The 26,319-nt window shown below is 63.9% G+C and carries 19 protein-coding genes; 7 read left to right on the plus strand and 12 right to left on the minus strand.

The annotated features are described in order from the left end of the window. Positions 1 to 133: 133 nt before the first annotated feature. The 12 genes from HMPREF0326_RS00805 to HMPREF0326_RS00860 all read right to left on the minus strand — a co-directional run bounded on the left by HMPREF0326_RS00805 (position 134) and on the right by HMPREF0326_RS00860 (position 16,873). Complete coding sequence (locus tag HMPREF0326_RS00805; protein WP_008681978.1) at positions 134 to 709, minus strand: cytochrome b/b6 domain-containing protein; 576 nt, start codon at positions 707 to 709, stop codon at positions 134 to 136. Between the two features lie 352 nt (positions 710 to 1,061). Beyond that, on the minus strand, positions 1,062 to 2,276 hold the full coding sequence (locus HMPREF0326_RS00810; protein WP_008681981.1) for a bifunctional 3,4-dihydroxy-2-butanone-4-phosphate synthase/GTP cyclohydrolase II: 1,215 nt from the start codon (positions 2,274 to 2,276) through the stop codon (positions 1,062 to 1,064). A gap of 282 nt (positions 2,277 to 2,558) precedes the next feature. Continuing rightward, complete coding sequence (locus tag HMPREF0326_RS00815; protein WP_084493607.1) at positions 2,559 to 3,299, minus strand: YkgJ family cysteine cluster protein; 741 nt, start codon at positions 3,297 to 3,299, stop codon at positions 2,559 to 2,561. 1 nt (position 3,300) lies between these two features. Then, positions 3,301 to 4,347 (minus strand): alpha/beta hydrolase, encoded by a 1,047-nt coding sequence (locus HMPREF0326_RS00820; RefSeq protein ID WP_232221581.1) that lies wholly within the window; start codon positions 4,345 to 4,347, stop codon positions 3,301 to 3,303. 14 nt (positions 4,348 to 4,361) lie between these two features. Further along, on the minus strand, positions 4,362 to 7,493 hold the full coding sequence (locus HMPREF0326_RS00825) for an efflux RND transporter permease subunit (protein ID WP_008681986.1): 3,132 nt from the start codon (positions 7,491 to 7,493) through the stop codon (positions 4,362 to 4,364). A 12-nt stretch (positions 7,494 to 7,505) separates the two neighbouring features. After that, positions 7,506 to 8,249, minus strand: a complete 744-nt coding sequence (locus tag HMPREF0326_RS00830) for a sulfite exporter TauE/SafE family protein (RefSeq protein WP_009302854.1) — start codon at positions 8,247 to 8,249, stop codon at positions 7,506 to 7,508. 10 nt (positions 8,250 to 8,259) lie between these two features. Then, positions 8,260 to 9,309, minus strand: a complete 1,050-nt coding sequence (locus HMPREF0326_RS00835) for a CobD/CbiB family cobalamin biosynthesis protein (protein ID WP_008681988.1) — start codon at positions 9,307 to 9,309, stop codon at positions 8,260 to 8,262. Next, positions 9,300 to 9,779 carry a tRNA (cytidine(34)-2'-O)-methyltransferase gene (locus tag HMPREF0326_RS00840; RefSeq protein ID WP_008681990.1) on the minus strand — a complete coding sequence of 160 codons (480 nt, stop codon included), beginning with the start codon at positions 9,777 to 9,779 and terminating at the stop codon, positions 9,300 to 9,302. The genes HMPREF0326_RS00835 and HMPREF0326_RS00840 overlap by 10 nt, the downstream gene beginning before the upstream one ends. 7 nt (positions 9,780 to 9,786) lie before the next feature. After that, positions 9,787 to 11,289, minus strand: coding sequence for a glycerol kinase GlpK (gene glpK, locus HMPREF0326_RS00845; protein WP_008681992.1), 1,503 nt, complete (start codon positions 11,287 to 11,289; stop codon positions 9,787 to 9,789). 362 nt (positions 11,290 to 11,651) lie between these two features. Continuing rightward, positions 11,652 to 13,376 carry a hydantoinase/oxoprolinase family protein gene (locus HMPREF0326_RS00850; RefSeq protein WP_020990116.1) on the minus strand — a complete coding sequence of 575 codons (1,725 nt, stop codon included), beginning with the start codon at positions 13,374 to 13,376 and terminating at the stop codon, positions 11,652 to 11,654. 441 nt (positions 13,377 to 13,817) lie between these two features. Next, entirely contained in the window at positions 13,818 to 15,794 is a 1,977-nt protein-coding gene (locus HMPREF0326_RS00855) for an Hsp70 family protein (RefSeq protein ID WP_008681999.1), read from the minus strand. Next, entirely contained in the window at positions 15,791 to 16,873 is a 1,083-nt protein-coding gene (locus tag HMPREF0326_RS00860) for a hypothetical protein (protein WP_008682001.1), read from the minus strand. The genes HMPREF0326_RS00855 and HMPREF0326_RS00860 overlap by 4 nt, the downstream gene beginning before the upstream one ends. Positions 16,874 to 17,135: 262 nt before the next feature. Here HMPREF0326_RS00860 and HMPREF0326_RS00865 point away from each other — a divergent pair, with 262 nt between their 5' ends. The 7 genes from HMPREF0326_RS00865 (at position 17,136) to HMPREF0326_RS00895 (ending at position 26,192) form a co-directional block, all read left to right on the plus strand. Continuing rightward, positions 17,136 to 18,056, plus strand: coding sequence for a branched-chain amino acid transaminase (locus HMPREF0326_RS00865; RefSeq protein WP_008682003.1), 921 nt, complete (start codon positions 17,136 to 17,138; stop codon positions 18,054 to 18,056). An 86-nt stretch (positions 18,057 to 18,142) separates the two neighbouring features. Then, on the plus strand, positions 18,143 to 20,044 hold the full coding sequence (gene dnaX, locus HMPREF0326_RS00870) for a DNA polymerase III subunit gamma/tau (RefSeq protein ID WP_008682005.1): 1,902 nt from the start codon (positions 18,143 to 18,145) through the stop codon (positions 20,042 to 20,044). Between the two features lie 21 nt (positions 20,045 to 20,065). Then, positions 20,066 to 20,377, plus strand: a complete 312-nt coding sequence (locus HMPREF0326_RS00875; protein WP_008682006.1) for a YbaB/EbfC family nucleoid-associated protein — start codon at positions 20,066 to 20,068, stop codon at positions 20,375 to 20,377. 5 nt (positions 20,378 to 20,382) lie between these two features. Then, positions 20,383 to 20,991, plus strand: a complete 609-nt coding sequence (gene recR, locus HMPREF0326_RS00880; RefSeq protein WP_008682008.1) for a recombination mediator RecR — start codon at positions 20,383 to 20,385, stop codon at positions 20,989 to 20,991. 220 nt (positions 20,992 to 21,211) lie between these two features. After that, on the plus strand, positions 21,212 to 22,024 hold the full coding sequence (locus HMPREF0326_RS00885; RefSeq protein WP_008682010.1) for a ZIP family metal transporter: 813 nt from the start codon (positions 21,212 to 21,214) through the stop codon (positions 22,022 to 22,024). 524 nt (positions 22,025 to 22,548) lie between these two features. Further along, positions 22,549 to 24,147: a methyl-accepting chemotaxis protein gene (locus HMPREF0326_RS00890; protein WP_009302845.1), complete on the plus strand. Its 1,599-nt coding sequence runs from the start codon at positions 22,549 to 22,551 to the stop codon at positions 24,145 to 24,147. Between the two features lie 362 nt (positions 24,148 to 24,509). Further along, positions 24,510 to 26,192, plus strand: coding sequence for a methyl-accepting chemotaxis protein (locus tag HMPREF0326_RS00895; protein ID WP_008682013.1), 1,683 nt, complete (start codon positions 24,510 to 24,512; stop codon positions 26,190 to 26,192). Positions 26,193 to 26,319: the final 127 nt, after the last annotated feature.

The raw sequence follows: 26,319 nt of genomic DNA on the forward strand, positions 1-26,319 counted from the left end.
AATGAAGATTTCTGTCTCGATCAAGGGCGTAAGCCGTTGCCGCGTCAGCGGCTTGCTTGAGCCGTTCACGGCTACGGCTGGAGCACGGCGAACCGCGGTCGGAGGGTAAAAAGATCAGTAATCAGCGCTTCCCTTACTTTTTCGCCACCTGCCGCTGCCAGACAAAGAAATGCAGCAAGGCCATGCCGCCGTGGCCGATGAAGTACACGATTACCAGCCAGGCGAGCCACTCGTGCGTCACGCGCCAGCCATGCGCGGCGGGAGAACCGTCCCGCCAGAGCAAGAACCAGGTCAGGCCGGAAAAGGCGGTCAGCAGCAACGCGCCCAGGCCCAGGCCCTGTACGGAAGTAGCCAGGCCGCCGGGCCGGGGCGCCACGAGCCGGCCGTGCAGGCTGGCGATCAGGTCCTTGCGGATCTGATCCACGTCGCCCCAGAGATAGGGGAAAAAATATTTCAGGCCGTGCTTGCCCAGGCTGTAGGCCGCGACAATCACGCCCAGAACACACAGGCTCATCCCCTCCAGCATGTGATACCAAGCCGTCCAGGAAGCTCCGTCCGGCGTTACCCGCATCAACGTGCTGCTGCACAGCTGCAGGATGACGAAAAGAACCACCAGCGCATGCAGCACGCGCAGAAAGGGGCTCTGGAAGAAACCCATGAACCGCCACAGCAGCTCGGACTGGGTTTTGATCAGCTCTTGTATCTTCATTGTTTTCTCCCGATGGTCCTCCCTCCGGGATGCAGGGCCGTAACTCAGGCATTCGACCCGGCAGGCGCGTTCCACTCCGTGCCCCGGAACGCGCGTCATGTCTGTTAGTTACCCGCAAACGCTCAAAAACGCCATGCCCGGATTTCCCATGGGAAATCCGGGCATGAAATACAATCAGCGCTGGGAACAGACAGGCCAGAGACAGACCAGGGGCTGTTGACACTATAAAATTTTTGTTCGCCCGCAAGAAAGATAAGCCTGCTTTGAAGGAGTGTACTCTTTTGGCACTCGACTGAAAAAGCAGGTGAAACCTAACGCAGCGCGCGGGCAAAAAGGCATAGTGCCAAAGCCCCTAATGGCAGCGGATGCCGCTCAGCAGGTGCGCCATCTTCTCTTTCTTGGTGCGCAGATAGGCCTCATTTTCCGGGCAGGATTCGATTTCGATGGGCACGCGCTCCACGATTTCAATGCCGTAGCCCGAAAGCCCCACGATTTTCTTGGGATTATTGGTCAGCAGGCGGATCTTGCGGATGCCCAGATCCACCAGGATCTGCGCGCCGGTACCGTAGTCCCGCAGGTCGTCGGGGAAGCCCAGCATGCGGTTGGCCTCCACCGTATCGTAGCCCTGGTCCTGCAGGGCATAGGCCCGGATCTTGTTGGCAAGGCCGATGCCGCGCCCTTCCTGGCGCATGTAGAGGAGCACCCCGCGCCCTTCCTGTTCGATCTGGCGCAGGGCCGCGCCGAGCTGTCCCCGGCAATCGCAGCGCAACGAGCCCAGGGCATCGCCGGTCAGGCACTGGCTGTGCACGCGCACCAGCACGGGTTCCGGCCCGCTGATGTCGCCCTTGACCAGGGCCAGATGGGTGCCGGGCTCCAGTTCGCTCTCGTAGGCATAGACCGTGAAGTCGCCGTACAGACTGGGCAAATGGGCGTGCGCGTCGCAACGCACGGAAACCTGGCCGCGTTCCAAACGGTAGCGGATGATGTCTCTGACCGCCGCAATCTTGATATCGTGCTCGGCGGCGAATTTCTCCAGGTCCGGCATGCGGGCCATTGTGCCGTCGTCGCGCATGATCTCGCAGATCACGGCCGCCGGTTTGAGGCCCGCCAGGCGGGCCAGGTCCACGCTGCCCTCGGTCTGGCCGGTGCGCGACAGCACGCCCCCGGCTTTGGCCCGGAGCGGAAAAACATGGCCGGGCGAAACGATATCCTCGGGCCGGGAGTTGTCCGCCACGGCGGCCTTGATGGTGGCGGCGCGGTCAGCGGCGGAAATGCCGGTGGAAATGCCCTCGCGGGCCTCAATGGAAATCGTGAAATTGGTTCCGAAACGCGAACCGTTGCGCTGGGTCATCAAAGGCAGTTGCAGGCGGTCGGTCAGTTCCGGGGCCATGGGCAGGCAGATCAGGCCGCGCCCGAAACGGGCCATGAAATTGATGGCTTCCGGCGTGACGTGTTCGGCGGCCATGGTCAGGTCGCCCTCGTTCTCGCGGTCCTCATCGTCCACCAGAATGACCATTTTGCCCTGCCGGATGTCGGCAACGGCTTCTTCAACGCTGCACAAAGGCATGACTACATCCTTAGTAAAGTTACTGTCGTGATCGGGAGTTGGTTGCGGCAAAGGTAGGGCGGGCGCGGGCTTCTGTCAACCGGGCGCGGCTTGTCCCGCAGGGCAATCGAATGAATGCCTCAATCGTCGGATATTCATTTGCGTCCGTAAGTGAGTCTTCTTTCCTCATTCCCGCGAACGCGGCCGAGACAGTCGGCAAGTGAGCGGGGAGCTGGTTTTGCGGGAAGGCTGGCGCAAGAGTATTTTTCTTTTTCGCTCTGTCCATTCAATTGCCCAAGCTGTTTATCCCACCCGCAGGCCCACGTCCCACAGCAGGGCCGCCAGCGGCCTGCCCAACAGAAAAGGCAACACCCGCGCGGGCACGCGGCCGCGCGTGGCGCAGAGTTCGCGGAAGGCGGCATCGTAACGGACCAGCTCCGCCAGTTCGGCGCGCGCGGCTTCCCGATCTTCCTCCGCGAGCGGGGCCGGAGCGGGCGCAAGGCGGGGCCGGAAGCCCAGAGCCGACGCCAGGGCCAGAGCCTTGCCCGCAGGGCAGGCCTCGTCATGGGCTCCGGCCAGTTCCGGCCAGCAGGCGCGCGCGGCGGACGGCAGCCCCGGCCCGGCACCCGCCAAAGCCTCCGCCCAAACCTCCAGGGCGGCGCAACGGCCCAGGTTTTGCCTGTTGGCCAGCAAAGCCTCCAGGGGGGCGGTGTCCGCGCAGAGCAGAACGCGGCACTGCACGGGACGCCGGGCGTAGATGCCGCAGCCCGCGCCGTCCCTGTAGTACAGACAGCGCCAGGGGTGGCCGGGCTCGCCCGTGCCCGCCAATTTAAGCAGTTCCCTGTCCAGAGGCCGCAACACGCCGCGCGCGTCGTCACGCGCCCACTCTCCGGCCCGCAGGCAGACCAGGGCCTCCAAAGGCAAAGCCCCCTCCCCTGCCAACAGGGGGGCATCCTCGCGCATCAGCGTCGGGCCGCCGCGCAGACAGCATTCTCCGCAACGGCGGCAGCGCGCAGCGGGCGTTTCAGGCATGGGCGTCGACATGTTAGTGCGGCAGCGGGGCAAGAAATTTCAGGGCGATGAACTGTCTGACCTCTCCCCAGGCGTGCCTGCTTTCCGGCAGGGCGTCCCCGAAAATCTGGAAAACGTGGAACAAACCGTAATAACGGGTCAGGGTGGCGTCCACGCCCGCGTCCACGGCATGCCGGTAGACGATTTCGGAGTCGCTTTCCAGAATTTCGTCCGTGCCCACCTGGATCAGCATGGGCGGAAAGCCCGTGTAGGAGGCGAAGACCGGGGAAAGATAGGGATTTTTAGGGTCTGTCTTGCCCACATAGCTCAAGATAAAGGGCAGGGTCTTGGGCATGGCCCCGTCCTTGGGCGGCATATATTCGGGATTGTTGCCGAAAATGGGATCAATATCCGCATTTTTGATGTGCGATTCGCCCGAGCCGGTCATATCCGTCCACGGCGACATGCAGACCAGGGCGCGGGGCAGCGGCCTGCCCGCGTCGCGCAGACTGAGGGTCAGGGCCAGAGCCAGATTGCCGCCCGCGCTGTCCCCCACCACCAGAATGTTTTCCGGCTTGTAGCCCTGGGCCAGCAGCCAGTTCCAGGCGTCCAGGGCGTCGTCCAGGGCCGCCGGAAAGACGTGTTTCGGGGCCAGGCGATAGTCCGGGCTGAACACGTCGGCATCCCCGGCCATGCGCGAATAGCGCACGGCCATGCCGCGGTAGATATTGGAAAGTTTCAGGATATAGGCCCCGCCGTGCAACAGCAAAACCGCCCGCTCACGGGGCTCGCCGTCCTTGTGCAGGAGTTCGGCGCCGCAGTTTTTAAGGGCCACGCGCGTGATCGTATAGCCTCGCGGGGCTTTCCAGGACGACTCGCTGTTGACGTAGTTGCGCGCCGCGCGCAGAAAGTTGTCCCCCCTGAGTCCGGGCACGCGCAGCAGAAGGCGCAGTCCGTCGCGCACCACGCCAGACTGCACGGAAAGTTTGGGGCCGTCGGCATTGAAACAGCGTGTGCTCTCGGCGGCCCCGGCCGGGGCGGCGCAGAGCAACGCCAGCAGAAGAACATATATCTTTTTCACAGTAACCTCGTGCATCATGCGCCGGAATCGGCTCTGGCCTCCGCTCCGCCGTCATGGAACCGCCCGCCGTAGTTGCGGTTCAGGCGGCGGGAGAACTTTTCCATATAATAGTAATACACCGGCGTGATGTAGAGGGTCACGATCTGCGAAAAACACAGGCCGCCCACCACGGCCAGGCCCAGAGGCCGCCGGGCCTCGGCCCCGGCCCCGATGCCGATGGCGATGGGCAGCGCGCCCATGAGCGCGGCCATGGTCGTCATCATGATGGGCCGGAAGCGCACGTGACAGCCTTCGGTAATGGCGGCCAGGGGCGTAATCGAGGGGTCGCGCCGCTGGGCCTCCAGGGCGAAGTCCAGCATCATGATGGCGTTTTTCTTGACAATGCCCAGCAGCATGATCACGCCCACAAAGCCGTAGAGATCCAGTTCCAGGCCGAACAGCCAGAGCGTCGCCAGCGCGCCGAAACCCGCCGAAGGCAGACCGGAGAGAATGGTCAGGGGATGGATGAAGCTCTCATAGAGGATGCCCAGCACCAGATAGATGACCACAATGGCCAGGATCAGCAGCCAGCCCATGCCCTGAAGAGAATTCTGAAAGGCCTGGGCCGTGCCCTGGGATTCGGCGGTCACCGAATCGGGCAGCAAAGGCCGGGCCGTGGCTTCCACTGCCCCCACGCCCTGGCTCAGAGCCACGCCGGGCCGCAGATTGTACGAGATGGTCACGGCCGGGAACTGCCCGTTGTGGTTCACGGCGATAGGTCCCACGCCGGGCGAGAGTTTGGCCAGGGTGTCCAGAGGCACCAGATCCCCGTCTTTGGAGCGCACATACAGACGGGACAGGGCCGAGCTGTCCTGCTGGAAGCGCTTCTGTAGTTCCACAAAGACCTTGTAGTCATTGGTGGGCGCGTAAATAGTGGAAATCTCGCGCGAGCCGTAGGCCGATTGCAGGGCCAGCTCAATCTGCTGCGGGCTCACGCCCAGAGCGGCGGCCCGGTTGCGGTCGATGGTCACGCGCAGCTCCGGGTTCTTGAGCTGCAGATCGCTGTTCACATCCTGGATTTCGGGCAGCTTGCGCAGGGCCTCCTCCACCTTCTGGGCGCTGTCGTAAAGGGCCGCCATGTCCGGTCCGGACAGGGTATACTGATAGAGAGCCTTGGAGGAGCGCCCGCCGATATTGATGGCCGGGGGCACGCGCACAAAAACCCGCAGGGCCGGGGAGGTGTTCAGCTCCCGCCGCAGGCGCTGGGCCACGGTCTCGATGTTCGGGCGCTGGTCATGAGGCTTGAGGTGCATGAGCAGAATGCCGTTGTTCATGCTCTGGCTGGAGCCCACAATGCCCACCACGGAGTTGAACATGGAGACATGGGGCTGTTTTTCCAGCAGGGTATCCAGCTTGTGCTGGGCCTCCACCATGCCCTGGAAGGAAACGCCCTGCTCCGCTTCGGTGCTGGCGACCAGAAAGCCCATGTCCTCGGCGGGCAGAAAACCCTTGGGCATGACCACGCCCAGCCAGATGGTCAGGACCAGCAGGCCCAGGGAGGCGCCGAGCGCGGCCAGGCGATGGCGCAGCACGTAATCCAGCGAACGGGCATAACCCGCCGCCAGGCAGTCGAACATGCGTTCCAGCCTGCCGTACATGCCCTCATATCCGGCCTTGTGCTTCTGCCCGGCTTTCAGGAAATAGGCGCAGAGCATGGGCGTGAGCGTGAGCGAAACCACGCCGGAACAGAGGATGGCCGTGATGATGACCACCGCGAACTCTCGGAACAGCCGCCCCACGATGCCGCCCATGAACAGCACGGGAATGAAGACCGCCGCCAGGGAGATGGTCATGGAGACAATGGTGAAGCCGATTTCCGCCGAGCCGTCGTAAGCCGCTCTGAGGGGGTCCTTGCCCATTTCCTGGTGGCGGACGATGTTTTCCAGCATGACGATGGCGTCGTCCACCACAAAGCCCACGGCGAGCGTCAGGGCCATGAGCGAGAGATTGTCCAGGCTGTAGCCCAGCACGGCCATGACCGCGAAGGTGGAAATCACGGACATAGGCAGCGCCAGGCTGGGAATGACCGTGGCCGGGAGATTGCGCAGAAAGATGAAGATGACCAGCACCACCAGAAAAACCGTGAGCACCAGGGTGAACTTCACGTCGGCCACTGATTCGCGGATGGATTCAGAACGGTCGTAAAAAACGTCCACCTTGACCGAAGGCGGCACCTGGCGCTCCAGGGCGGGCAGCAGCTTGCGGATGGCGTCCACCACCTGCACGGTGTTGGTGCCGGGCTGGCGCTCCACGGCCAGGGTGATGCTGGGCACGCCGCCGTTGCTCCAGGAGATCTGTTTGTCCTGCTGCACGCTGTCTTCCACCGTGCCCAGATCGCGCAGGCGCACGGGCGCGCCGTTACGGTAGGCCACCACCGTGTCGCGGAAGGCCCGGGCGTTGAGCAGCTGGCCCGAGGATTTGATGGAGCTGGCCCGCTGCTCGCCCTCCAGGGAACCGGTGGGCAGCATGGAGTTGGCGGCGGCCACGGCGTCGGCCACCTCGTCGATGCCCAGCCCGCGCGAGGCCAGCTCGTCCGGGTCCAGTTGCACGCGCACGGCGTATTTCTTCTGGCCGTAAATGACCACCTGGGCCACGCCTTCCACCATGGACAGGCGCTGGCCGATGAGCGTATCCGCGTATTCGTTGAGCTGGTACAGCGGCAGGGTCGGCGAGGAAACGCGCAGATAGAGAATGGGCATGTCCGCCGGGTTGACCTTGCGGAAACTGGGGGGCGTGGTCATGCTGGTGGGCAGGCGGCGCTGGGCCAGGCCGATGGCCGACTGCACGTCCAGGGCCGCCGCGTCGATATTCCTGTCCAGGGCGAACTGGATGGTGATGCGGGTACGGCCCACGGCATTGACCGAGGAAATGGAATCAATGCCCGCGATGGTGAAAAATTCCTTTTCCAGGGGCGTCGCCACGGAGGCGGCCATGGTCTCCGGGTCCGCGCCCGCCAGGTCGGCCATGACCTGGATGGTGGGAAAGTCCACGTTGGGCAGCTGGTTCACCGGCAGGGAAAGGTAGCCGGTAACGCCGAAAAAGAGCATGCCCAGCATGAGCAGGGCGGTGGCGACCGGACGGCGGATGAATACGGCGGCTATATTCATGGCTGGAGTATGCTAAGACATGAGCTGGCGCACAAGCAAAAAAACGCCCAAAGCGCAGCAGACCACGCCGATGGCCCGGCGCAGCAGCAGGGGCGACATGCGCCGGGCCGCGGCCACGCCCCGCCAGAAGCCGAACAGACAGGCCAGGGTCACGCCGGGCAGCAGGTTGTAATCCAGATAGCCCCCGGTCACATTGGCCAGGGAGCCGGACAGGGTCGCCAGCACCTGGAAAGGCATGGACAGGGCCACGGCCGTCAGCGGCGCATAGCCCACAATGATCATCCAGGGCACGGAGAGCACCCCCCCGCCCACGCCGGTGAGCCCGGCCACAAAGCCCGTGGCCGCGCCGATGCCGAACAGGCCCGCCTTTCCATGCCAGAAGAGATTGCCCTTGTCGCGGGCCGTCGGCGGCCGCAGGGCGCACAGCCCGGCCAGCACAATGACCGCGCCCAGAATGTAGATCAGCGGCCCGGCGTCCAGACGGGCGTTGCACCAGGCGCCGGGCCAGCCCGCCAGACCGCCGCCGAGGACCAGGGGCAGGGCCTCGCGCCAGCGGATCAGGCCCAGCCGCCAGAACATCCAGGTGCCCAGAAGGGTCAGAAAAAACATGGCGGCCAGGGACGTGCCCATAGCCGTATGGGTTTCAAGCCCGCTCAACAGCACCAGGGCGGGCGGCACCAGCACGCCGCCCACGCCGGTGGCCCCGGTCAGAAAGCCCACAGCCAGACAAAAGGCATACAATACGGCCAGCAACATGGAGCATCCTTCAGGCAAAGAAAAAACGGAGTAAGAGGCAGGCCAGCCAGAGCGACAGGCCGCCGTAAAGGGCGCTATAGCGCATAAGCGCGCACAAGGCCAGCAGGCGGGCGCGGTCCCAGGGGGCGGCGGATTCACGCGACGGTCCCAGCCAGGGCTTGCCCACCAGTGCGCCGAAATAGACCGAAGGCCCGGCCATGCGCGCCCGGCAGAGCCAGGCGCAGGCGGTCATGGACCAGCCGGAATTGGGGCTGGGCATGCCCACCGCCTGCCGGGCCACCAGCCGGAAGCCCGGCCATGAACCGTCCCAGATCCGCGCCGCGGGCCTCAGACAGCGCAGCAGAACATCCGTCAGCCGTAAAGCCCCCACGGAAAGGCGCGCGGGAATGAAGGCCAGGCAGTCGTCGGCGCGGGCCCCGGCCCAACCCAGCCAGCGCCAGCGCTCCGTCAGATAGCCCCACATGGAATCCGTAGTGCTTACGGCCTTGTACATCCACAGGCCCACGGGACCGGCCAGCAAGAGCCAGAAAAACGGGGCCAGCAGCGCGTCGGTAAAATTTTCCGAGAGGGTGTCAGCCAGGGTCTTGCGCATCAGCGGACGGTCCATACGGCCGGTATCCCGGCTGACCAGCCAGGACAGGGCCTCGCGCGCTTCAGGCTCGGGGTATGTTTCCACCCGGCGCAACACTTCCCTACCCGTATCCAGCAGGCTGCCCATGGCCAGTCCGGCCCAGGCCAGATACACGGCCGACAGCACCCCCAGCAACGGCAGCGAAATCAGCAGCCAGACCGCCAGACCGCTCACGCCGGTCAGCAAAAACAGGCAGACCAGCCCCGCCAGCCGCCCGCGCCGTTTTTCGCCTGCCGCGCCGCCGCGCCGCATCCAGCGCCGGGCCGGGCCTTCCAGGCGGCCCAGCAGACGGCCCGCGAAACAGACCGGATGCGGCCAGGGCAAGGCGGGATCGCCCAGCCGGAGATCCAGCAGCAGGGCCACGGGGGCCAGCCACCAGCAGTCCCACACCGAGTACGGGAACAAAGACCGCAGGAGGCTCAGGTCCATTGTTCCAGCAGGCCGCTGGCGGCCAGAGCCATATACAGCACAATGCCCGCCGAGGTGGAGAGATTCAGGCTGCGTACCCCGCCCTCACGCATGGGGATGCGCACATGATGCGGCGAGGCGTCCAGCATTTCCGGCGGCAGGCCGCGCGTTTCCGGGCCGAAGATCAGGCTGTCTTCCGGCTGGAAGGCGAAATGCTGCACAGGCGCGCTGCCGTGGCGGCTCTTGGCCGAGGTCATGACCCAGCGCTCCGTCGCGGGCCTGCCGGGACGTTGCGCGAAGGCCCGCCAGTCCGGCCAGGTGAACAGGCGCACATTGGGCCAGTAGTCCAGACCGGCGCGCTTGAGATAGCGGTTTTCCAGCTTGAAGCCCAGGGGTTCGATGAGGTGCAGCTCCGTACCGGTGGCAGCGCAGAGCCGGGCCACATTGCCGGTATTGGGAGGGATTTCGGGCTCAAAAAGAACTATCCGCATGCGGGCTTCACTCCTCGGTCTCGATCCAGCGGCGGGAGCGCTCCACGGCCCGGCGCCAGTGGTGGAGCAGCTCGGCGCGCCGCTCCTCAGGCATTTTTGGCTCAAAGCGGCGGTCCAGTTGCCAGAGGGAGGCCGCTTCCTCCTCGTCCTGCCAGAAGCCCACGGCCAGACCCGCCAGGCAGGCGGCCCCCAGGGCAGTGGTTTCCGTAACCACCGGTCGTTCCACGGCCACGCCGGTGAGGTCGGCCTGGCACTGCATGAGCATATTGTTGCGGCTGGCCCCGCCGTCCACGCGCAGCAGGCTGAGATCCAGACCGGCATCCGCCCGCATGGCCTCCATGACGTCCAGCGTCTGGAGAGCGATGGCCTCAATGGCCGCCCTGGCAATGTGCCCGCGCTCCGTGCCCCTGGTCAGACCCACCAGGATGCCGCGCGCATACTGGTCCCAATGCGGAGCGCCCAGGCCCGTGAAGGCGGGCACCAGATAGACGCCGCCGTTGTCCGGCACGCTGGCGGCCAGCCCTTCCATTTCCGACGAATCCCGAATGAAGCCCAGGCCGTCGCGCAGCCACTGGACCACGGCCCCGCCCGCGAAAACGCTGCCCTCCAGGGCATAGCTTCTGCCGCGCGGCGTTTCCCAGGCCACGGTGGCCAGCAGGTTGTTCCGGCTCTCCCTGGGCCGCGCGCCGGTGTTCAGCAGCAGGAAACAGCCCGTGCCGTAAGTGTTTTTGACCATGCCCTCGTGCAGGCAGGCATTGCCGAAGGCGGCGGCCTGCTGGTCGCCCGCCGCGCCCGCCACGGGCACGGGGTGGCCGAAAAACTCGGGATGGACGCGGGCCATGAGGCTGGAGGAAGGAACAACCTCGGGCAGCATGGCGCGCGGCACGCCCAGCAGGTCCAGCAGCTCGTCGTCCCATTGGCCGGTATGAATGTTGAACAGCAAGGTGCGGCTGGCATTGGAGGGGTCGGTGAGATGCGCGCCGCGTTTGCTGAAATTCCAGATCAGCCAGGAATCCACGGTGCCGAAGAGCAGCTCGCCCACCTCGGCCCTGGCCCGCGCGCCGGGCACGTTGTCCAGAATCCAGCCGATCTTGGTGCCGGAGAAATAGGCGTCCAGCACCAGGCCGGTCTTTTGACGGATGATTTCAGCCTTGCCTTCGGCACGCAGCCGGTCGCAGACAGCGGCGGTGCGGCGGTCCTGCCAGACGATGGCGTTATACACCGGCGCGCCGCCGGCCCGGTCCCAGACCACGGTGGTTTCCCGCTGGTTGGTGATGCCCACGGCGGCCAGCTCATGCCCCTGCACCCCGGCCTGCTTGAGGCAGTCGCGGGCCACATGGGCCTGGGTGTCGAAAATCTCGTCCGGGCTGTGCTCCACCCAGCCGGGCCGGGGATAGATCTGGGTGAATTCTTTTTGCGCCACCTGGAGCATGCGGCCCCGGCGGTCGAACAGAATGGCCCGCGAGCTGGTGGTGCCCTGGTCCAGAGCCAGGATATACGAGGCGGTCATGCGCTTTCTCCCCAAGAGCAAACTAGAGCAGATTAACTTTGAAATTTTACAAATTTCAAAGTTGGCATTCCGGCGGAAACCACGCCGTACCGTGTGCGGCGTTAGAGCAATTTCAAAGTAAAAATGCTCTAGATCTGAAACGCTTCGCTTTTCAAGGGTTCAGTCAGCCGGCGGCAGTCGTACGGCATCAGAGCATTTCAACATGGGGACATCTTGGGGAAACGCCGAGTAGTGAGGATTTTTGTTCTCTGCCAAGACAGGCGAACTGCGGGCGGAGGGAGCATATTCAAACAGATTCGACCTTCGCGTGAAGTGAGCCCGGCGCCGGCAGAGGGCAAAAAGACCAGTAATCGGCGCTTCCCCTATAACCTCCCGGCAATGCCCGGCACGACCTGGCAGGCCACCCGGATGTCCTTGGAGCCGTAGCCGCTGTCGTCCAGGGTGGCGAAAAGGTCGGCCTCCAGCACTTCCACGGCCGCATCCGGCACGCCCTCGGCGGCCAGGTGGGCCGCAAGCAGTTCCCCGGCGCGGCGCTCGGCGGCGTCCAGAGTAAAGCCCCTGTTGATGCGCTCCTCCAGATCCAGGGCGGGCGCGCGCAGCAGGCCCCGGCCCGTGTCCGCGTAAATTTCCAGCCCGGCCGTGGGCAGGGTCAGGGCCGCGCCCACGGCGTTGGCCACGGCGGCGTGCGGCGGGCTGGCCACAGGCAGGCCGAAAGCCGCCGCCAGCCGCTCGCGGATGCAGTCCGCCGGGCCGCCCACCAGCCAGATCCGGTCGGGGCGGGCCTCGCGCGCGGCCTTGAGCGCGGCCAATGTGTAGATGGGCCGCGCGTTGACCGCGTCGATAAGTTCATGCGCGGCCCGCGTGACCCGCGCCAGGGCGTCGTCCACGGCCTTTTGGGCCAGGATGCGGGGTTCCAGGCCGCACAAGACCGCCAGGGCCGCCACGCCGTCGCGCGAGGCGGCCACGTTGCCCCGGTCGCCTGAGGCGCTGTTGCCGTCCAGCGCATTCAGCGCGTCCAGCAGGGTGGGCCGAACGCCGCCGAAGGCCATGGCCGGGCCTTCGCGCAGGGGGCCTGTCCGCACGCGCGTCGCCGCGCCCGTGCCCTCCACGGTGAGCAGGGAATCCCCGCCCACGCCGATGGACGTCGAGGCCAGAGCCCGTACCAGAGTGCGGCGGCCCTGCAACAACATGCCGTCACGGTCGATCACCGGCGAGCCGTCGGCGAACAGGGCCATGTCCGTGGTGGTGCCGCCCATGTCCAGCAGCAGGGAGCAGCCCCGCCCCGCTTCCGGACAGAGGGCCATGACGCCCATGACGCTGGCCGCCGGGCCGGACAAAATGGACTGCACCGGCTCGCGCCGCGAAAGGGATACCGGCACCGCGCCGCCGTCGGCCTTGAGCAGCCGGGTGGCCGCATGGATGCCCGCGTCGGCCAGGGCCGCCTCCACGGCGTCCAGAAAAGCGTTGTGCAGGCGCTGCACGGCCGCGTTGTAATAGGCCGTGGCCACCCGGCGGGGAAAATTGAGCCGTCCCGAAAGCCGGTGCCCCAGGGTGACGGGCAAGCCTGACGCTTTGGCCACTGCCGCGCCCATGACACGCTCATGGGCCGGATTGCGCGGCGAAAATTTGCCCACGCAGGCCACGGCGGCCACGCCCGCGTCACGCCAGGCCGCCGCCTGCCGGGCCAGGCCGTCCGTTTGCAGGGGACTCACTTCCACGCCCCGGTGGTCCAGGCCGCCGGGCGCCACGCAGACATGTTCGCCCAAGGCGAAGCGCGCGGGGTTCAGGCCCGGCCCGGCGGAAAGCGCCAGCCCCACCGTGTCGGCCCGGCCCTGCACCAGGGCGTTGACCGCCAGGGTCGTGCCCAGGGTCACGCGCTCCACGGCGGCCAGGGCCGCCGCTCCGTCGCTTCCCGGCTCTCCGGCCAGAGCCGCCAGCACTTCCCGCACCGAGGCGGGCAGATCGTCATGGCGGGTTTTGACCTTGGCCGAGGCCGCCAGGCGCAGATCCGCCCCGTGGCCGGTGATCAGCACCGCGTCGGTATGGGTGCCGCCCGCGTCAATGCCCAGTACTGTGCTTGCTTTCATGCTCGCTCCGCCTGTGAAGTATGCTTGCAGTGCACCGGAGCATACGCCATGCCGCCCCGGCGGGCCAGAGCTTTTCCACGCGCGGGACCGCGCAAACACACCTCATTTGCATATCCCCTGCCATCGTTGCATGTCGCGATTATCCGGGAAAAACAGCCTTTCGCGCGCTGCCTGCGTCATCCGCCGCTTTTTGCTGCTCACGTACCTGAGTACGTTGCGCGCAAAAAGCGGCGTTTTCCTTGGCAGCGCGCGAAAATCTTATTCTTCTCCGGATTCTTCCGACACCAGCCATCCGCCTGCGCTCCGCTCCGGCGGAGTCAAGGTGGCGTTGCCCAATTCTGAAGAGGTGAGTCATTATGAGTATCAATATATTGAATAAATTGAGTTGGGTATGACGTGGCTCGTTTTTTAGATGCGCTTGGCCTGCGCGCGGGACCGCCCCTACGGCCGCGCGCAACGCACCTGATTCAGCACCGTCAGCCGGGCCAGCATGGAGGTGAGGGCGTGCCGGATTTTGCGTTCCGTCTCGTCGGCCAGGCCGTCCTGAACTTCCGCAAAAGCCTTGCCCAGGGCCTCTTCAATATAGGCCTTGTTTTTTTCAATGATCTTCCGGCGGTTCTTTTCCGTGAGAAAGAATTTGGGCAGTTTCCGCTTCCACAAAAAATTTTTGGCCACTTTGCCCAGGCCCCAGGTGCCCGCAAAAGCCAGACTTCCGCCCAGCACGGCGGAGACGGCCTCGCCCGTGTGCGCTATGGCCCCGGCCACGGCATAGGCCGCGATGCCGGGCAGTACCGCCGTTGCCATGAAATCCATAATGTTCAGAAAGCCCAGGCGCGACACCTTGACGCTGATCGCATCGAAAAAATCCCTGCTGAGCGCCCTCGCGGGAAAGTCAACGCGCGGCACGAGAAAAACGCCGTTCCGCCGCAGCCAAGCCCGGAAACGCTGCCGCAGTTCGTACTCGATTTCCGCGCGCAGCGCTTCGCTTTTTTCCTCGATGATGGTCAGCAGCCCCGCGTCGTTCCGGATGTTGTCCGCAAAGGCCTGCTCCAGCTGCTCCACGGTTTTCCGGGTTTTCTGAGCTTCTTCCAGAACGGGCATGATGTCCCGGTCCACGATCCGTTCCGTGCACAGGCGCACGGCAAGCCGGGCGTGTTTGGCGAAAATCCCCTGCACGAACGCGCAGGCCTCGTCCGCAAAGGCTCCGGCCTTTTCCTCCAGCAGCAGCCGGACAGCGGCGTGCGACTCGGAAAGCACCGGGTAAAGGGCAAGCCCGTAGGCAATGTCCTCATAGGTGCGCCCGCTCATGCCGCAGCTCGCGGCGGGAAACACCTCTTTCACCATGTCCCTGACGAAAAACCAGCGGCTGCTGCCGCCCGTGAGAATGACCTTTGAAATATGCCGGTGATCGCGGATGGAATGCAGAATGCTCCTGAACCAGGAGAGCAGGCCGATCTGTTTGCCCCGCAGCATATCCTGGGCCTGCGGGCTCAGGCCGCCCCTGTCGGCATATTGGCCGAGCATGGCCAGCAGGCCGTCCGTGGCCGTGTAATTTTCCGCATCGCGGATGAACGCTTCGCGCGTGTAGTCATGGATATAGGCGTCTTTTCTGATTCCGTACACGTCGCGCCACGAGGCGTGCAGGCTGACTTTGCAATTTTCATCCCGCGCCGCCGCGTCTGAAAAACGCTCCTTCTCGGCTTTGCACTGAATCCAGTGGATGTAATATTCACAGCCGGAGCCGGGCAATTCTTCCCGGAACAGCGCGTTGTCCCAGCAAAACACCTGAAACAGCAGATCGTCGAACAAACGCCCGCCGAACAGCGGGTCGCCGTCGTTCTGAAGCACGTCCATGCTTTCGAGGAGGGTGAAGTCACAGGTGCCGCCGCCGAAATCCAGAATGAGCACTTCGTTTTCGATGTCGTCAATGTCGATGGCTCCGGACTGGAGGCAGGAGATCATGGCCGCGTCCGACTCCCTGACGAAGGTGGGCCTGGGCCAGCCCGCGCGCACAAAGCATTGGGCCAGATTGAGGCCGAAATCCTCCCTGGTCCGGGATGGCGTGCCCACATAAACGCGGGTGTCCGGCTCCAGCACGCCGTCGGGCAGGGCCGCGCGCAGCTCATGCAGGAAATCCGTCATCCAGCGCATGGCCTCGGAGCCGCCGTGGACAATCTCGGGCTTGAACTGGCTGCGCAGGGTCCGCGAGGCCAGCCGGGCGCGGTTGGTGTGGTACTCGCTCTCCGCGATATTGCCGATAAGGCAGGGCTTGTCGTCCTGATAGAGAACCACCGTGGCTATGCAGCCGTTTTCATCGCTGATGCGCGGCAGCGTCACGGGCGCGGGCGCGGCGTCCCCTTTTTCCACGCCGTAGAGATAGGTATTGGTGGTTCCGAGATCAATGCCGATGATTTTCATTTGCCGCTCCCGGTCTCCCGCTGCACATAGCCCTTGACGATCTTTTCATCCGCCGCATAGGCGCGCTTGAGAATGCGGCAGCGGTCCCCGTCCCGGACCAGCCCGATCATATCGTAGAATTTTCCGTGTTCCGCGTCGTTCCAGACAAGGTATTCGTCCGTAGCGGCCCCGGGCGCGGCGGTCACATAGCCCACGGCCGCCAGCTTTTCAGTCAGAAATTTTCTGGTGTCCGGGTCAAAGGAATCCAGCATCTCAATGACGTCCAGGGCCAGAAGACAATCGCTTTTGGGGCATTTTACGGAACTCCGGTCCGGATGGACGCCGGGTTGCAGCGCGGCCAGTTCGGTCTCCAGGCGTTCCAGCTCCTCAAAAAAGGCGAGCAGGAAGCGCACCCGCTCCTCAGCCTGTTTTCGCAGGGAATGCCTGAAAGCGGTCACGTCCAGGGCGGTGACTTTTTTGGACAGAAAAACGAACAGAAAAGCGGCCCCCAGCAGCAGATACCAGCGTTTCAGCAGGCTCGGCGCGCCCCCGCTTCCAAAGACCGCCCGTTTGATCCCGGCCCAGGAGGTCAGCTGGAGCATGCCGGTCAGCAAATCCACAGTGAATTTCGCCAGGGTTCCGAGCCCCAGAAAAGCCAGCAGCCGGAAGCGCGCCTTGGGATTGGCCGACAGATATTCGGACACGTAGAACATGCCCCAGACCGTGACCACCCGGATGATGTCCCCGCCCATGCCCAGCCAGCCGAGCATTGTGGACAGAAGGCCGCCCAGCAGATAGCCGAAAAAGACGATGCCGCCCATGGACAGAAAGGAAGAGCGCTTCTGGTACAGGGATTCGGTGGAAAAGTCCGGCATGTTCCGGGCCAGCTCCCACTTGAGGTCGTCGCCCGGAATGCCGCCGCGGGCGTCGGGCCGCGTGACGGGCCGGGCGCAGAGTTCGATGAGCTCGGTCTTCAGATCATATAAAAACTGTTGATGCTGGGCGTATTCCCTGGGAAAAGAAACTATTTTTTCCACCACGCCGTCGGCCAGCCGGGCGGCGCGTTCTTCAAGTTCATGGGTTCGTTCCTGTGGTTCCATCTGTCGGGCTCCCGTAAAAATTCATACCGCAATCCGGATTCGCGGCGTGGCCGCCGCATCTTTCAAGTTATGATAATTCCGCCTATATCCCGCGCAAGCCCCGAGGGCAATGTCCGTCGGCGGCACATCCGTTCCGGCGGGGCCGCCGACAATGCTTGCCATGCGCGCCGCTTTTCAGTAAATTTTTGCCCTTGCGCGGCCGCGCGGGCAAAGGCCCGGTCCGGCACAGCGCTCCACCCAGCGGCTCTTTACGAGGTTAGCCATGCAGACAATGAAGTTCATCTGGTTTGACGGGAAAATGGTTCCCTGGGATCAGGCCCAGGTTCATGTGCTCACCCACGCCCTGCACTACGGCAGTGCCATTTTCGAAGGCATCCGGGCTTATGCCTGTGTCGACGGCACCTCCGCGGTCTTCCGCCTGCAGGACCACTGCAAGCGCATGCTCAATTCCGCCAAGATCCTGCGCATGGAGCTGCCCTACAGCGCCGACCAGCTGGCCGAAGCCTGCATTGAAACCCTCACCGCCAACAAGCTGCCCGAGGGCTACATCCGTCCTCTCTCCTTTGTGGGCCACGGCGAAATGGGCGTTTACCCCGGCAACAACCCCGTCCAGACCATCATCGCTGTCTGGCCCTGGGGCGCGTACCTGGGCGCCGAAGCCCTGGAAAAGGGCATCCGCGTCAAAACCAGCACCTTCGCGCGCAGCCATGTGAACACCTGCATGTCCAAGGCCAAGGCCTCGGGCAACTACATCAATTCCATCCTGGCCAAGATCGAGGCCAAGGAAGAGGGCTTCGACGAAGCCGTCATGCTGGACACCGGCGGCTTCGTCTCCGAAGCCACGGGCGAAAACATCTTCATCGTGCGCGACGGAATCATCAAAACCACGCCCCTGACCTCCATCCTGGGCGGCATCACCCGCCAGTCCATCATGGCTCTGGCCCGCGACCTGGGCTATACTGTGGAAGAGCAGCAGTTCACCCGCGACGAGTTCTATATCGCCGACGAAGCCTTCTTCACCGGCACGGCGGCGGAACTCACGCCCATCCGCGAACTGGACCACCGCCTGATCGGCGCGGGCCACGCCGGTCCGGTGACCAAGCACCTCCAGAAGGAATTCTTCAAGGTGGTCAAGGGCGAGAATCCCAAATATGCGGGCTGGCTGCACCATTATACCGTGTAACGGGTAAAAAACTGTTTCCCAGCTTTCAGGCGCGGCCGGACGCCGTTTTCCGCCGTCCGGCCGCGCCTGGGCAATGACAGGGTTTCATGAAGCATCTTTCTCTTGCGGCGCGTTATCGCCCCCAGACCTTCGCCCAGGTGGCCGGACAGGACATGGTCAAGGCCGTGTTGTCCCGCGCCGCCGCCGAAGACAGGCCCGCGGCGGCCTATCTGCTGAGCGGCACGCGCGGCGTGGGCAAGACCACCATTGCCCGCATCTTCGCCAAGGCCCTCAACTGCGAGCACGCGCCCGGTCCGGAGCCCTGCAACGAATGCGCCCAATGCCGCAAGATCACCCAGGGCGCGCATGTGGACGTCACTGAAATCGACGGCGCTTCCAACAACAGCGTGGAAGACGCCCGCTCCCTGCGCGAGACCATCGGCTACGCGCCCATGGAGGGCCGCTACAAGATTTTCATCATCGACGAAGCCCACATGCTCACCCGCAACGCCTTCAACGCCCTGCTCAAGACGCTGGAGGAACCGCCGGAACGCGTGGTCTTCATCTTCGCCACCACCGAGGCCCACAAATTCCCGGTGACCATCGTCAGCCGCTGCCAGCATTTTGTGTTCCGCCACTTGAGCGAGGACGCCCTGGCCGAGCACCTCAGTTCCGTGCTGCGCAAGGAAAAAACGGAGTTTGAGGAAGGCGCGGTGCGTCTTCTGGCCCGGCGGGCGGCGGGCAGCGTGCGCGACGGCATGTCCCTGCTGGATCAGGCCCTGGCCCTGGGCGGCGCGAGCCTGACCACGGCCGCCACCCGCGAAGTGCTGGGCCTGGCCGGGCAGGAGTTGTTCAGCCAGCTGTTTGAAGCCCTGCACGGACGCGACTGCGCCGCCGTGGCCGCGCTTTCCCGCCAGATTCTCCAGCAAGGTGTGGACATCGGCTTTTTCGTGCGCGAGCTGGCCGGCAACCTGCGCAATCTTTTTCTGCTGCGCCAGAGCGGTTCCGCAGTGCTGCCCAGCCTGCGCCTGCCCGCCGACGAGGCGGCCTTCCAGCTGGAGCTGGCTCCGCGTTTTTCCGCCGGACATCTGCACGCGGCCTGGCAGATGACCCTGGACGCCCAGCGCGGCATCGTCCAGAGCCCGGAGCCAGCGGCGGCCCTGGAGCTTCTGTTGCTCAACCTGGCGCTGCTGCCCCAGTTGCTGCCGTTGGAAAAACTGCCGGAAGCGGCTCCCGCGGCTACGGTCCCGGCCGATGCGCCCATGCGGGCCGCACCCGCAAGCGGGAATTTCGCCGACGCCCCGCCCCCTGAACGGCCCCGGCAATCCGTGACGCCTTCGCAGGCCGTTCCGCCGCAGCCGGACGCAACGCGCCCGCTCTCCCGGCCCCGTGCGATGGAAAATGGCGGCGCGGCACCCGCGCAGGGTCAGGCGGCAGGCCGGGCAACGGAACAGACAACAAATTCGGCAATAGATTCGGCGACAGACCCGGCCGAGGCGGAGGGCCCCGAGCCCGGGGCGACGCCCGCTTCCGATTCGGCGTCAACGGCCTGTTCGGCCCGTGCCGCGCACGAGGCGGAACAGGAACCCGCAGCTATCGCCCCGGTTGCCGAAACAATGGAGGCAGGACCGGACGCCGGGTCAGCGCCCAGGCCTGATTTCAAGCCGGACTGGCAGGCTTTTTGTGAATTTTGCGCGGCCGAGCAGGCCGCCGGGAGGCCCGCGCCCCCGCCGCACCTGCTGCGGGGCCTGGGCGTGGACTGGCAGAGGGACGTTCTGCGTCTGACGCCCAAGGCCCAAACGCTGCTTCATCAGTTGGAGAAGCAGCGTGCCGTGCTTGAAGCGGCCTTGGCGACTTTCGGCGCGGGCGTGCCGCGTCTGGAGCTTATTGTCCCGCGTCCGCCGCGCGGTGAAGCCGAACTCATTGAGGAGTTCAGCAAAAAACCCGAGTTGCAACCCTGCCTGGAGGTGCTCAAGGCCTCCATTGCCCATTGTACGGAAATCAAATAAAGAAGCCCCGAGGAGACGAACATGCGGAATATGAACGATATCCTGCGCCAGGCGCAGGTCATGCAGAGCAAATTGTCCAAACTCCAGCAGGAAATGGCCGAGCGCTCCTACGAAGCCGCCAGCGGCGGCGGCATGGTCAAGGCCGAAGTTTCCGGCAAGCAGGAGCTGCGTAAGCTGACCATCGACCCCAAGGCCCTGGAAGGCGGCGACGTGGAAATGCTTCAGGACCTGATCCTGGCCGCCGTCAATGAAGCCGGGCGCATCGCCCGCGAGACCATGGAACGCGAAATGAACAATATTTCCGGCGGGATCAAGCTGCCCGGAGTGTTCTAGGCCCCATGCACAGCCGCATTCCCGAACCGCTCAAGGCCCTGGTGGAGCAGCTCGCGCGCCTGCCGGGCCTGGGGCCCAAATCGGCCATGCGCGCGGCCATGACCCTGCTCAAGTGGCCGGAGGCCGAAACCCGCCGCCTGGGCCGGGGCATCCATGACCTGCGTGACAATCTGCACCTCTGCTCGCGCTGCGGCGGCCTGTCCTCCACGGACCCCTGCGCCGTCTGCGCGGACGCCGGACGGACGCGCGAGACGCTCTGCCTGGTCACTGAATGGGACAGCATGCTGACCCTGGACGAGGGCGGCTTTTACCGGGGGCAGTACATGATTCTGGGCGGCCTGCTGGCCCCCCTGGAACGCATGGATTCGGAAAGCCTGGATCTGGACCGCCTGACGCGGCGGCTGGACGAGGGCGAGGTGACGGAGCTGATTCTGGCCCTGGGGGCGACCCTGGAAGCGGAAAACACGGCCTCCTTCATCCGCCAGATGGTGCGCAAGCGCTTTCCTCAGATCCGTGTTTCGCGTCTGGCCCAGGGCATCCCCCTGGGCGCGGAGGTCAAATACATGGACAAGGAAACATTGCGCCAGTCCCTGCAATACCGGCAGGACATCTAGACGTTTTGATATTGAAAATATCTCAACGCCCGGTGCGGATTTTCCATGAAAATCCGCACCGCGAAATTATCGCAAGGCGAATTTACTTCGCCATTAAGCGATAATTTCAGGCGCAAAATGCTCCTATGGACTGTTTCTAAGGCTGCATTCGGTCGGGAAAAAATACGCCCGACTGCGATACTGAACTTCCGGCGCGAGGGCGGACATTCAGGGGGAATCCATGACGATTGCTTCCCATCCCGTTTTCCAGGCCCTGGTGGCCGGGCTGCTTTCCTGGTTGTCCGTAAGCCTGGGCGCGGCGCTCATCTTCACCCGGCGCGAATTCTCGCGCCGGGCCATGGACTGCCTGTTGGGCGGGGCCGGGGGCATGATGCTGGCCGCGGCCTTTTTCGGCCTGTTGCAGCCCGCGCTTGAGCTCGCCGCGCATCTGGGCCGTCTGACTTTTGTGCCCATTGTGTCCGGTCTTCTGTTGGGTGCGGCCTTTCTCTGGTGTCTGGACCGCGTGCTGCCGCACATCCATATGTTGCAGGACACGGCCGAGGGCATTTCCACCAGCTGGCGGCGCAGCATCCTGCTGGTCACGGCCATGGCCCTGCACCACATCCCCGAGGGCTTGGCCATCGGCGTGGGCTACGGCGCGGCAGCCGCGGAAAGCGTGGCCTCCCAGGGCGCGGCTTCCGGCCTGGCCACAGCGCTGGTGCTGACCTTTTCCATCATGCTGCAAAACGTGCCCGAAGGCTTGGTGGTGTCCACCGCATTGCGGGCCGAGGGTTTTTCCGCGCGTAAATCCTGCTTTTACGGCGTGCTCTCCGGCCTTACCGCCCCTCTGGGCGCGGTGCCGGGCGCGCTGGCCGCCGGCATCACCGCCGGGCTGCTGCCCGTGGCTCTCTCCTTCGCCGCCGGGGCCATGATTTACGTGGTGGTGGAAGAAGTCGTGCCTGAAGCCAATGCTTCGGGCAACGGCAACCTGGCCACGATTTCCTGTATCGCGGGCGTCTGTCTGGTGATCATGCTGTCCGCGCTGGTGGGCTGACGCCGCACGCTTATGGCCCAAAGAGTGTTTTTCTTGCCAAAAATCCTCTTCCGTATAAAGATTTATCAGTAACAACCGAAAAAACATCTGAGGCACCCAATACACTCCGCCATAAACGGAGAGCCACGGCAGCTTGTCTGCCGCCACCCATAACATAGTTTTTCTATATGAAAAATATCCACTCCCTTCCGCTGATATCCGAAGACGACGTGCGTGTCCGGCGCGCTGTCATGCAGAATGCCGAAGAGAGAGAGAGAGAGAGAGAGAGAGAGAGAGAGAGAGAGAGATCAGAAGGCGCTGCTGCCTGAGGACGCTGTGGCTGCCGCTCCGGCACACGCATCTCATTTATCCTTCAGATCCAGACATCCCGAAACAGCCAGCCGACAGGGCACCGCCGCGCGAGTTTGCAAAGACCCGCGCTGTGGAAGCGCGCCATGTCAAAGGAGGTTCACAAGCGGTTCCAGCCGCGCACAGCTTTAGCCTAATCCCGTGTCACCTGCTGTCCAGCACTTGAGGGAATCTGTATGCGCTTTACTCTTAGTACCACTATGGTCCTTGCCCATATCTTTGGCCTGATTCTGGCCTGCACGGCGTTGTACATCAGCGGCCGCATCTGTCTGGGCGACGCCCTGCCGGGCCCGGATCTGGCTGCCGCCTTGTTTCCCGGCATGGTCGCCGTCGCGCTTCTGGCCGGAATAGGTTCGCTGTTTATTGTCAACCGGTTACGCCCCCTGAAAAAAATGCTGCAGTACGCCCGGACCGTCGGCGCGGGCGACAGCACGGCCAGCCTGGACGTGGAGAGTTCGGGCAACCTGAAGCCGCTTGCCGAGGCCATTCGGACAATGGCCGAAACCTGCGACGGTCGGTCCCACTGGTACGCGAGTATTCTCAACACCCTGCCCTGGGCCATTTCGGTCACGGACATGGATATGAACTGGACTTTCTGCAATACGGCCTCGCTCAAATCCATGAACAGAACTCATATGGATGAGGTACGCGGCCTGCACTGCTCCGAAAAGAAAGGCAACATTTGCAACACGCCCCAGTGCGGCATCGAACAACTGCGCCTGGGCAACAAGCGGGTCATCAACAACATGCCCAACGGCAAGACCATGCAGATCATGCTGGATTACCTGTATGACGCATCCGGCACGCCCATCGGGCATGTGGAAACCGGCGAGGACATCACCGAAAAAATCCGCCTGGAACAGGAAAGCAAAACAGCCGCCGCCACGGCCCGGGCCGCCATGGTGGCACAATTGGAAGGTGTGGTCAGCACGCTCAACGAAACCGCCGAGGCGCTGCATTACTCCCTTTCCGGCGTCAAGGACCAAGCCGGGGTGGCCGCCGCCCGACTGGCCGAAGCGGCCACGGCCATGAACGAAATGAATTCCACGGTGCTGGAAGTGGCGGGCAATGCCTCGGGCGCGGCCGACGCTGCCACGTCCGTCCAGGGCCAGGCTCATGAGGGCAACAGCCTTGTCCTCCAGACCATTGAATGTCTGCAGACGGTACGGCAGCAGTCCGCGAGCCTCAAAAACGATATGCAGGGTCTGGACAAACAGGCCAGGGATATCGGCACGGTGCTCACCCTGATCCGCGACATCGCGGACCAGACCAACCTGCTGGCGCTCAACGCGGCCATTGAGGCGGCCCGCGCGGGCGAGGCCGGACGCGGTTTTGCCGTGGTGGCCGACGAGGTGCGCAAGCTGGCCGAAAAAACCATGAGCGCCACCCGCGAAGTGGAGTCCGCCATTGAATCCATCCAGGAGGGCACCAACCAAAGCGCCGCAACCGTGGACAGCGCCGTGGCCGCTATTGAGAAGGCCGGACACATGGGCGAGGAATCGGGGCATTCTCTGCAACAGATATCCGCTTTGGCCGAGGATTCCAGCAGTCGCGTGTCGGCTATTGCCACCGCCGCCACGGAGCAATCCGCCGCCTCCGAGGAAATCAACCGGAACATTTCCGAAGTGAACCATCTGAGCGCGGACATCGCCGAAGCCATGGAAGGAGCTTCCAGCCAGGTACGGGACATGGCCGAGCAGGCCCATGTGCTCAAGGACATTCTGGACGCCATCCGCGCCCAAGGCGCGGATCGGGCCGATACGGCCGCGAGTTGAACCTGTCTGTCGGGCGTCGTGATATCGGACAGACGAAAGTAATTTCCGCCTTTTCGTAAGCTATCCTTACCGTTGGTCGTTATCGGCAACCGCAGGGCCGGGGCGCAGTCGTCCCGGCCCTTTTTATCCTCTTTGAAGAAACGCCTGAAAATGCGCCCCACGTCTGGACGTGAGCGCGTTCCTGCCGCATACTCACAAAAAAATCTTTCCCTGGTATCATGTTTTTCGGACAGCGTCCGAAAAAGCACTTATCGGCAACGATATGCTGGTTGTGCTTTATTTGGATCGCGCATCATGAAATGTCGTATCACGCCGTTCCAAGCGGCCTTTGCTTCCGGGACCGCAGAAGCCAAGGAGGTTTTATGCGTCTGAGGCTCAGCACCAAAATTATTATTGCGTTTGTCGTCGCCATGCTCCTGGCCTGGGCCGGGCTGCTGGTCATCGGTTACGCCCTGGTTGGACAACCCTTCCATGAAATGCTGCATTTCCAGCAGAGCCTGGAGGCCACCGAGCTGATTGCGAGTTCCGCGCGTGAAAGCCTGCTGTACAGCCTGGCGTTCATCGCGCTCATCGCGGTTGTGGGCGGCGTGTTCATCCATCGTCGGCTCAGTCCCATTTACACCCTGGTGGCCTATGCCGACGCCGTCAGCCGGGGCGAAGAGACGGAACTGAAATTTTACCGCGCGGACTGCCTGGGTCACTTGGCCGAATCCCTGCGGAACATGGTAGGCAAGCTGCGCCACCAGGCCCACTGGTACGAAAGCATTCTCAACAGCATGCCCTACTCCGTGGCCGTCACGGACCTGGACATGCATTGGACCTTCTGCAACACGGCGGCGCTCAAATCCATGGGCAAGGCCTCGCCCTCCGAGGTTCTGGGCCGGCATTGCTCGGCCCGCAAGGGCAATCTCTGCGACACGCCCGACTGCGGCATTGAATGCCTGCGCCGCGGGCAGAATACGGTCATCAACCATATGCCCAACGGCAAGGCCATGAAAATGGTCATCCACTATTTGCTCGACCCCCAGGGCACGCCCGTGGGCCATGTGGAGATGGGCGTGGACATCACCGAGGAACTGCGCCTGAAGCAGGTGGAAGACAACTCCAGGCGCACCCGCATTTCCGTAAACGCCCGCCTGAAAAAAGTGGTGACCGGGCTCAACGCCGCGGCCGAAGCCCTCAGCGCCCAGCTGGGCGACACCAAAGTCAAAAGCGATCAGGTGGCCGAACGCATGGCGGAGACCGCCACTGCCATGGAGGAAATGAACTCCACGGTGCTGGAAGTGGCGGGCAATGCCGAAAGCGCGGCTCAATCTTCGGTCTCGGTGCAGGAAAGGGCCCAGAGCGGTACGGGCCTGATGCTGCGCACCATCGAGAACATCAAATCCGTACAGGAACGCTCTTTGGGCCTGAAACAGGATATGGCGGGCCTGGACCAGCAGTCCCGCGACATCGGGACGGTGCTCACCCTGATCCGCGACATCGCGGACCAGACCAACCTGCTGGCGCTGAACGCGGCCATTGAGGCGGCCCGCGCGGGCGAGGCCGGGCGCGGCTTCGCCGTGGTGGCCGACGAGGTGCGCAAACTGGCTGAAAAGACCATGAACGCCACCCGCGAGGTGGAATCCGCCATAGAGGCCATCCAGCAGGGTACGGACAAAAGCGCCACCACGGTGGAAGACGCCGTGGCCGCCATTGAGGAAGTGACCGGCATGGCCCAGGATTCAGGCCGCTCGCTGGAAGAGATCTCCGCCTTGGCCGAGGATTCCAGCAGCCGCGCGGCGGCTATCGCCACCGCCGCCACGGAGCAGTCCGCCGCCGCCGAGGAAATCAACCGGCATATTTCCGACGTGAACGTCCTGAGCGCCACCATGGCCGAAGCCATGAAAAAGGCCGCCCTGGAAGTACGGGAAATGACGGATCAGGCCCATGTCCTCAAAGAACTGCTGAATGAAATCCGCGTGGAGGAAACCGAAACAACCGCCGCCCTGCAGAGTGAAGACGGGCCGCGCGAGCTCAAGGCATCCCCCGCTCCGGCTGTCTGACCGGCGGCGATTGTCGCAACATCATTAAAATCAAAACCACCCGCATAGCGGGTGGTTTGCTCCAGCCCTATAAGGGCTTGTTACCGGCCAGCGTCTAAAGGCGCTGGCTTTCACTTTGTTCAAGCCC

The organism is Desulfovibrio sp. 3_1_syn3 (assembly GCF_000145315.2).
Classification (GTDB): domain Bacteria; phylum Desulfobacterota; class Desulfovibrionia; order Desulfovibrionales; family Desulfovibrionaceae; genus Desulfovibrio; species Desulfovibrio fairfieldensis.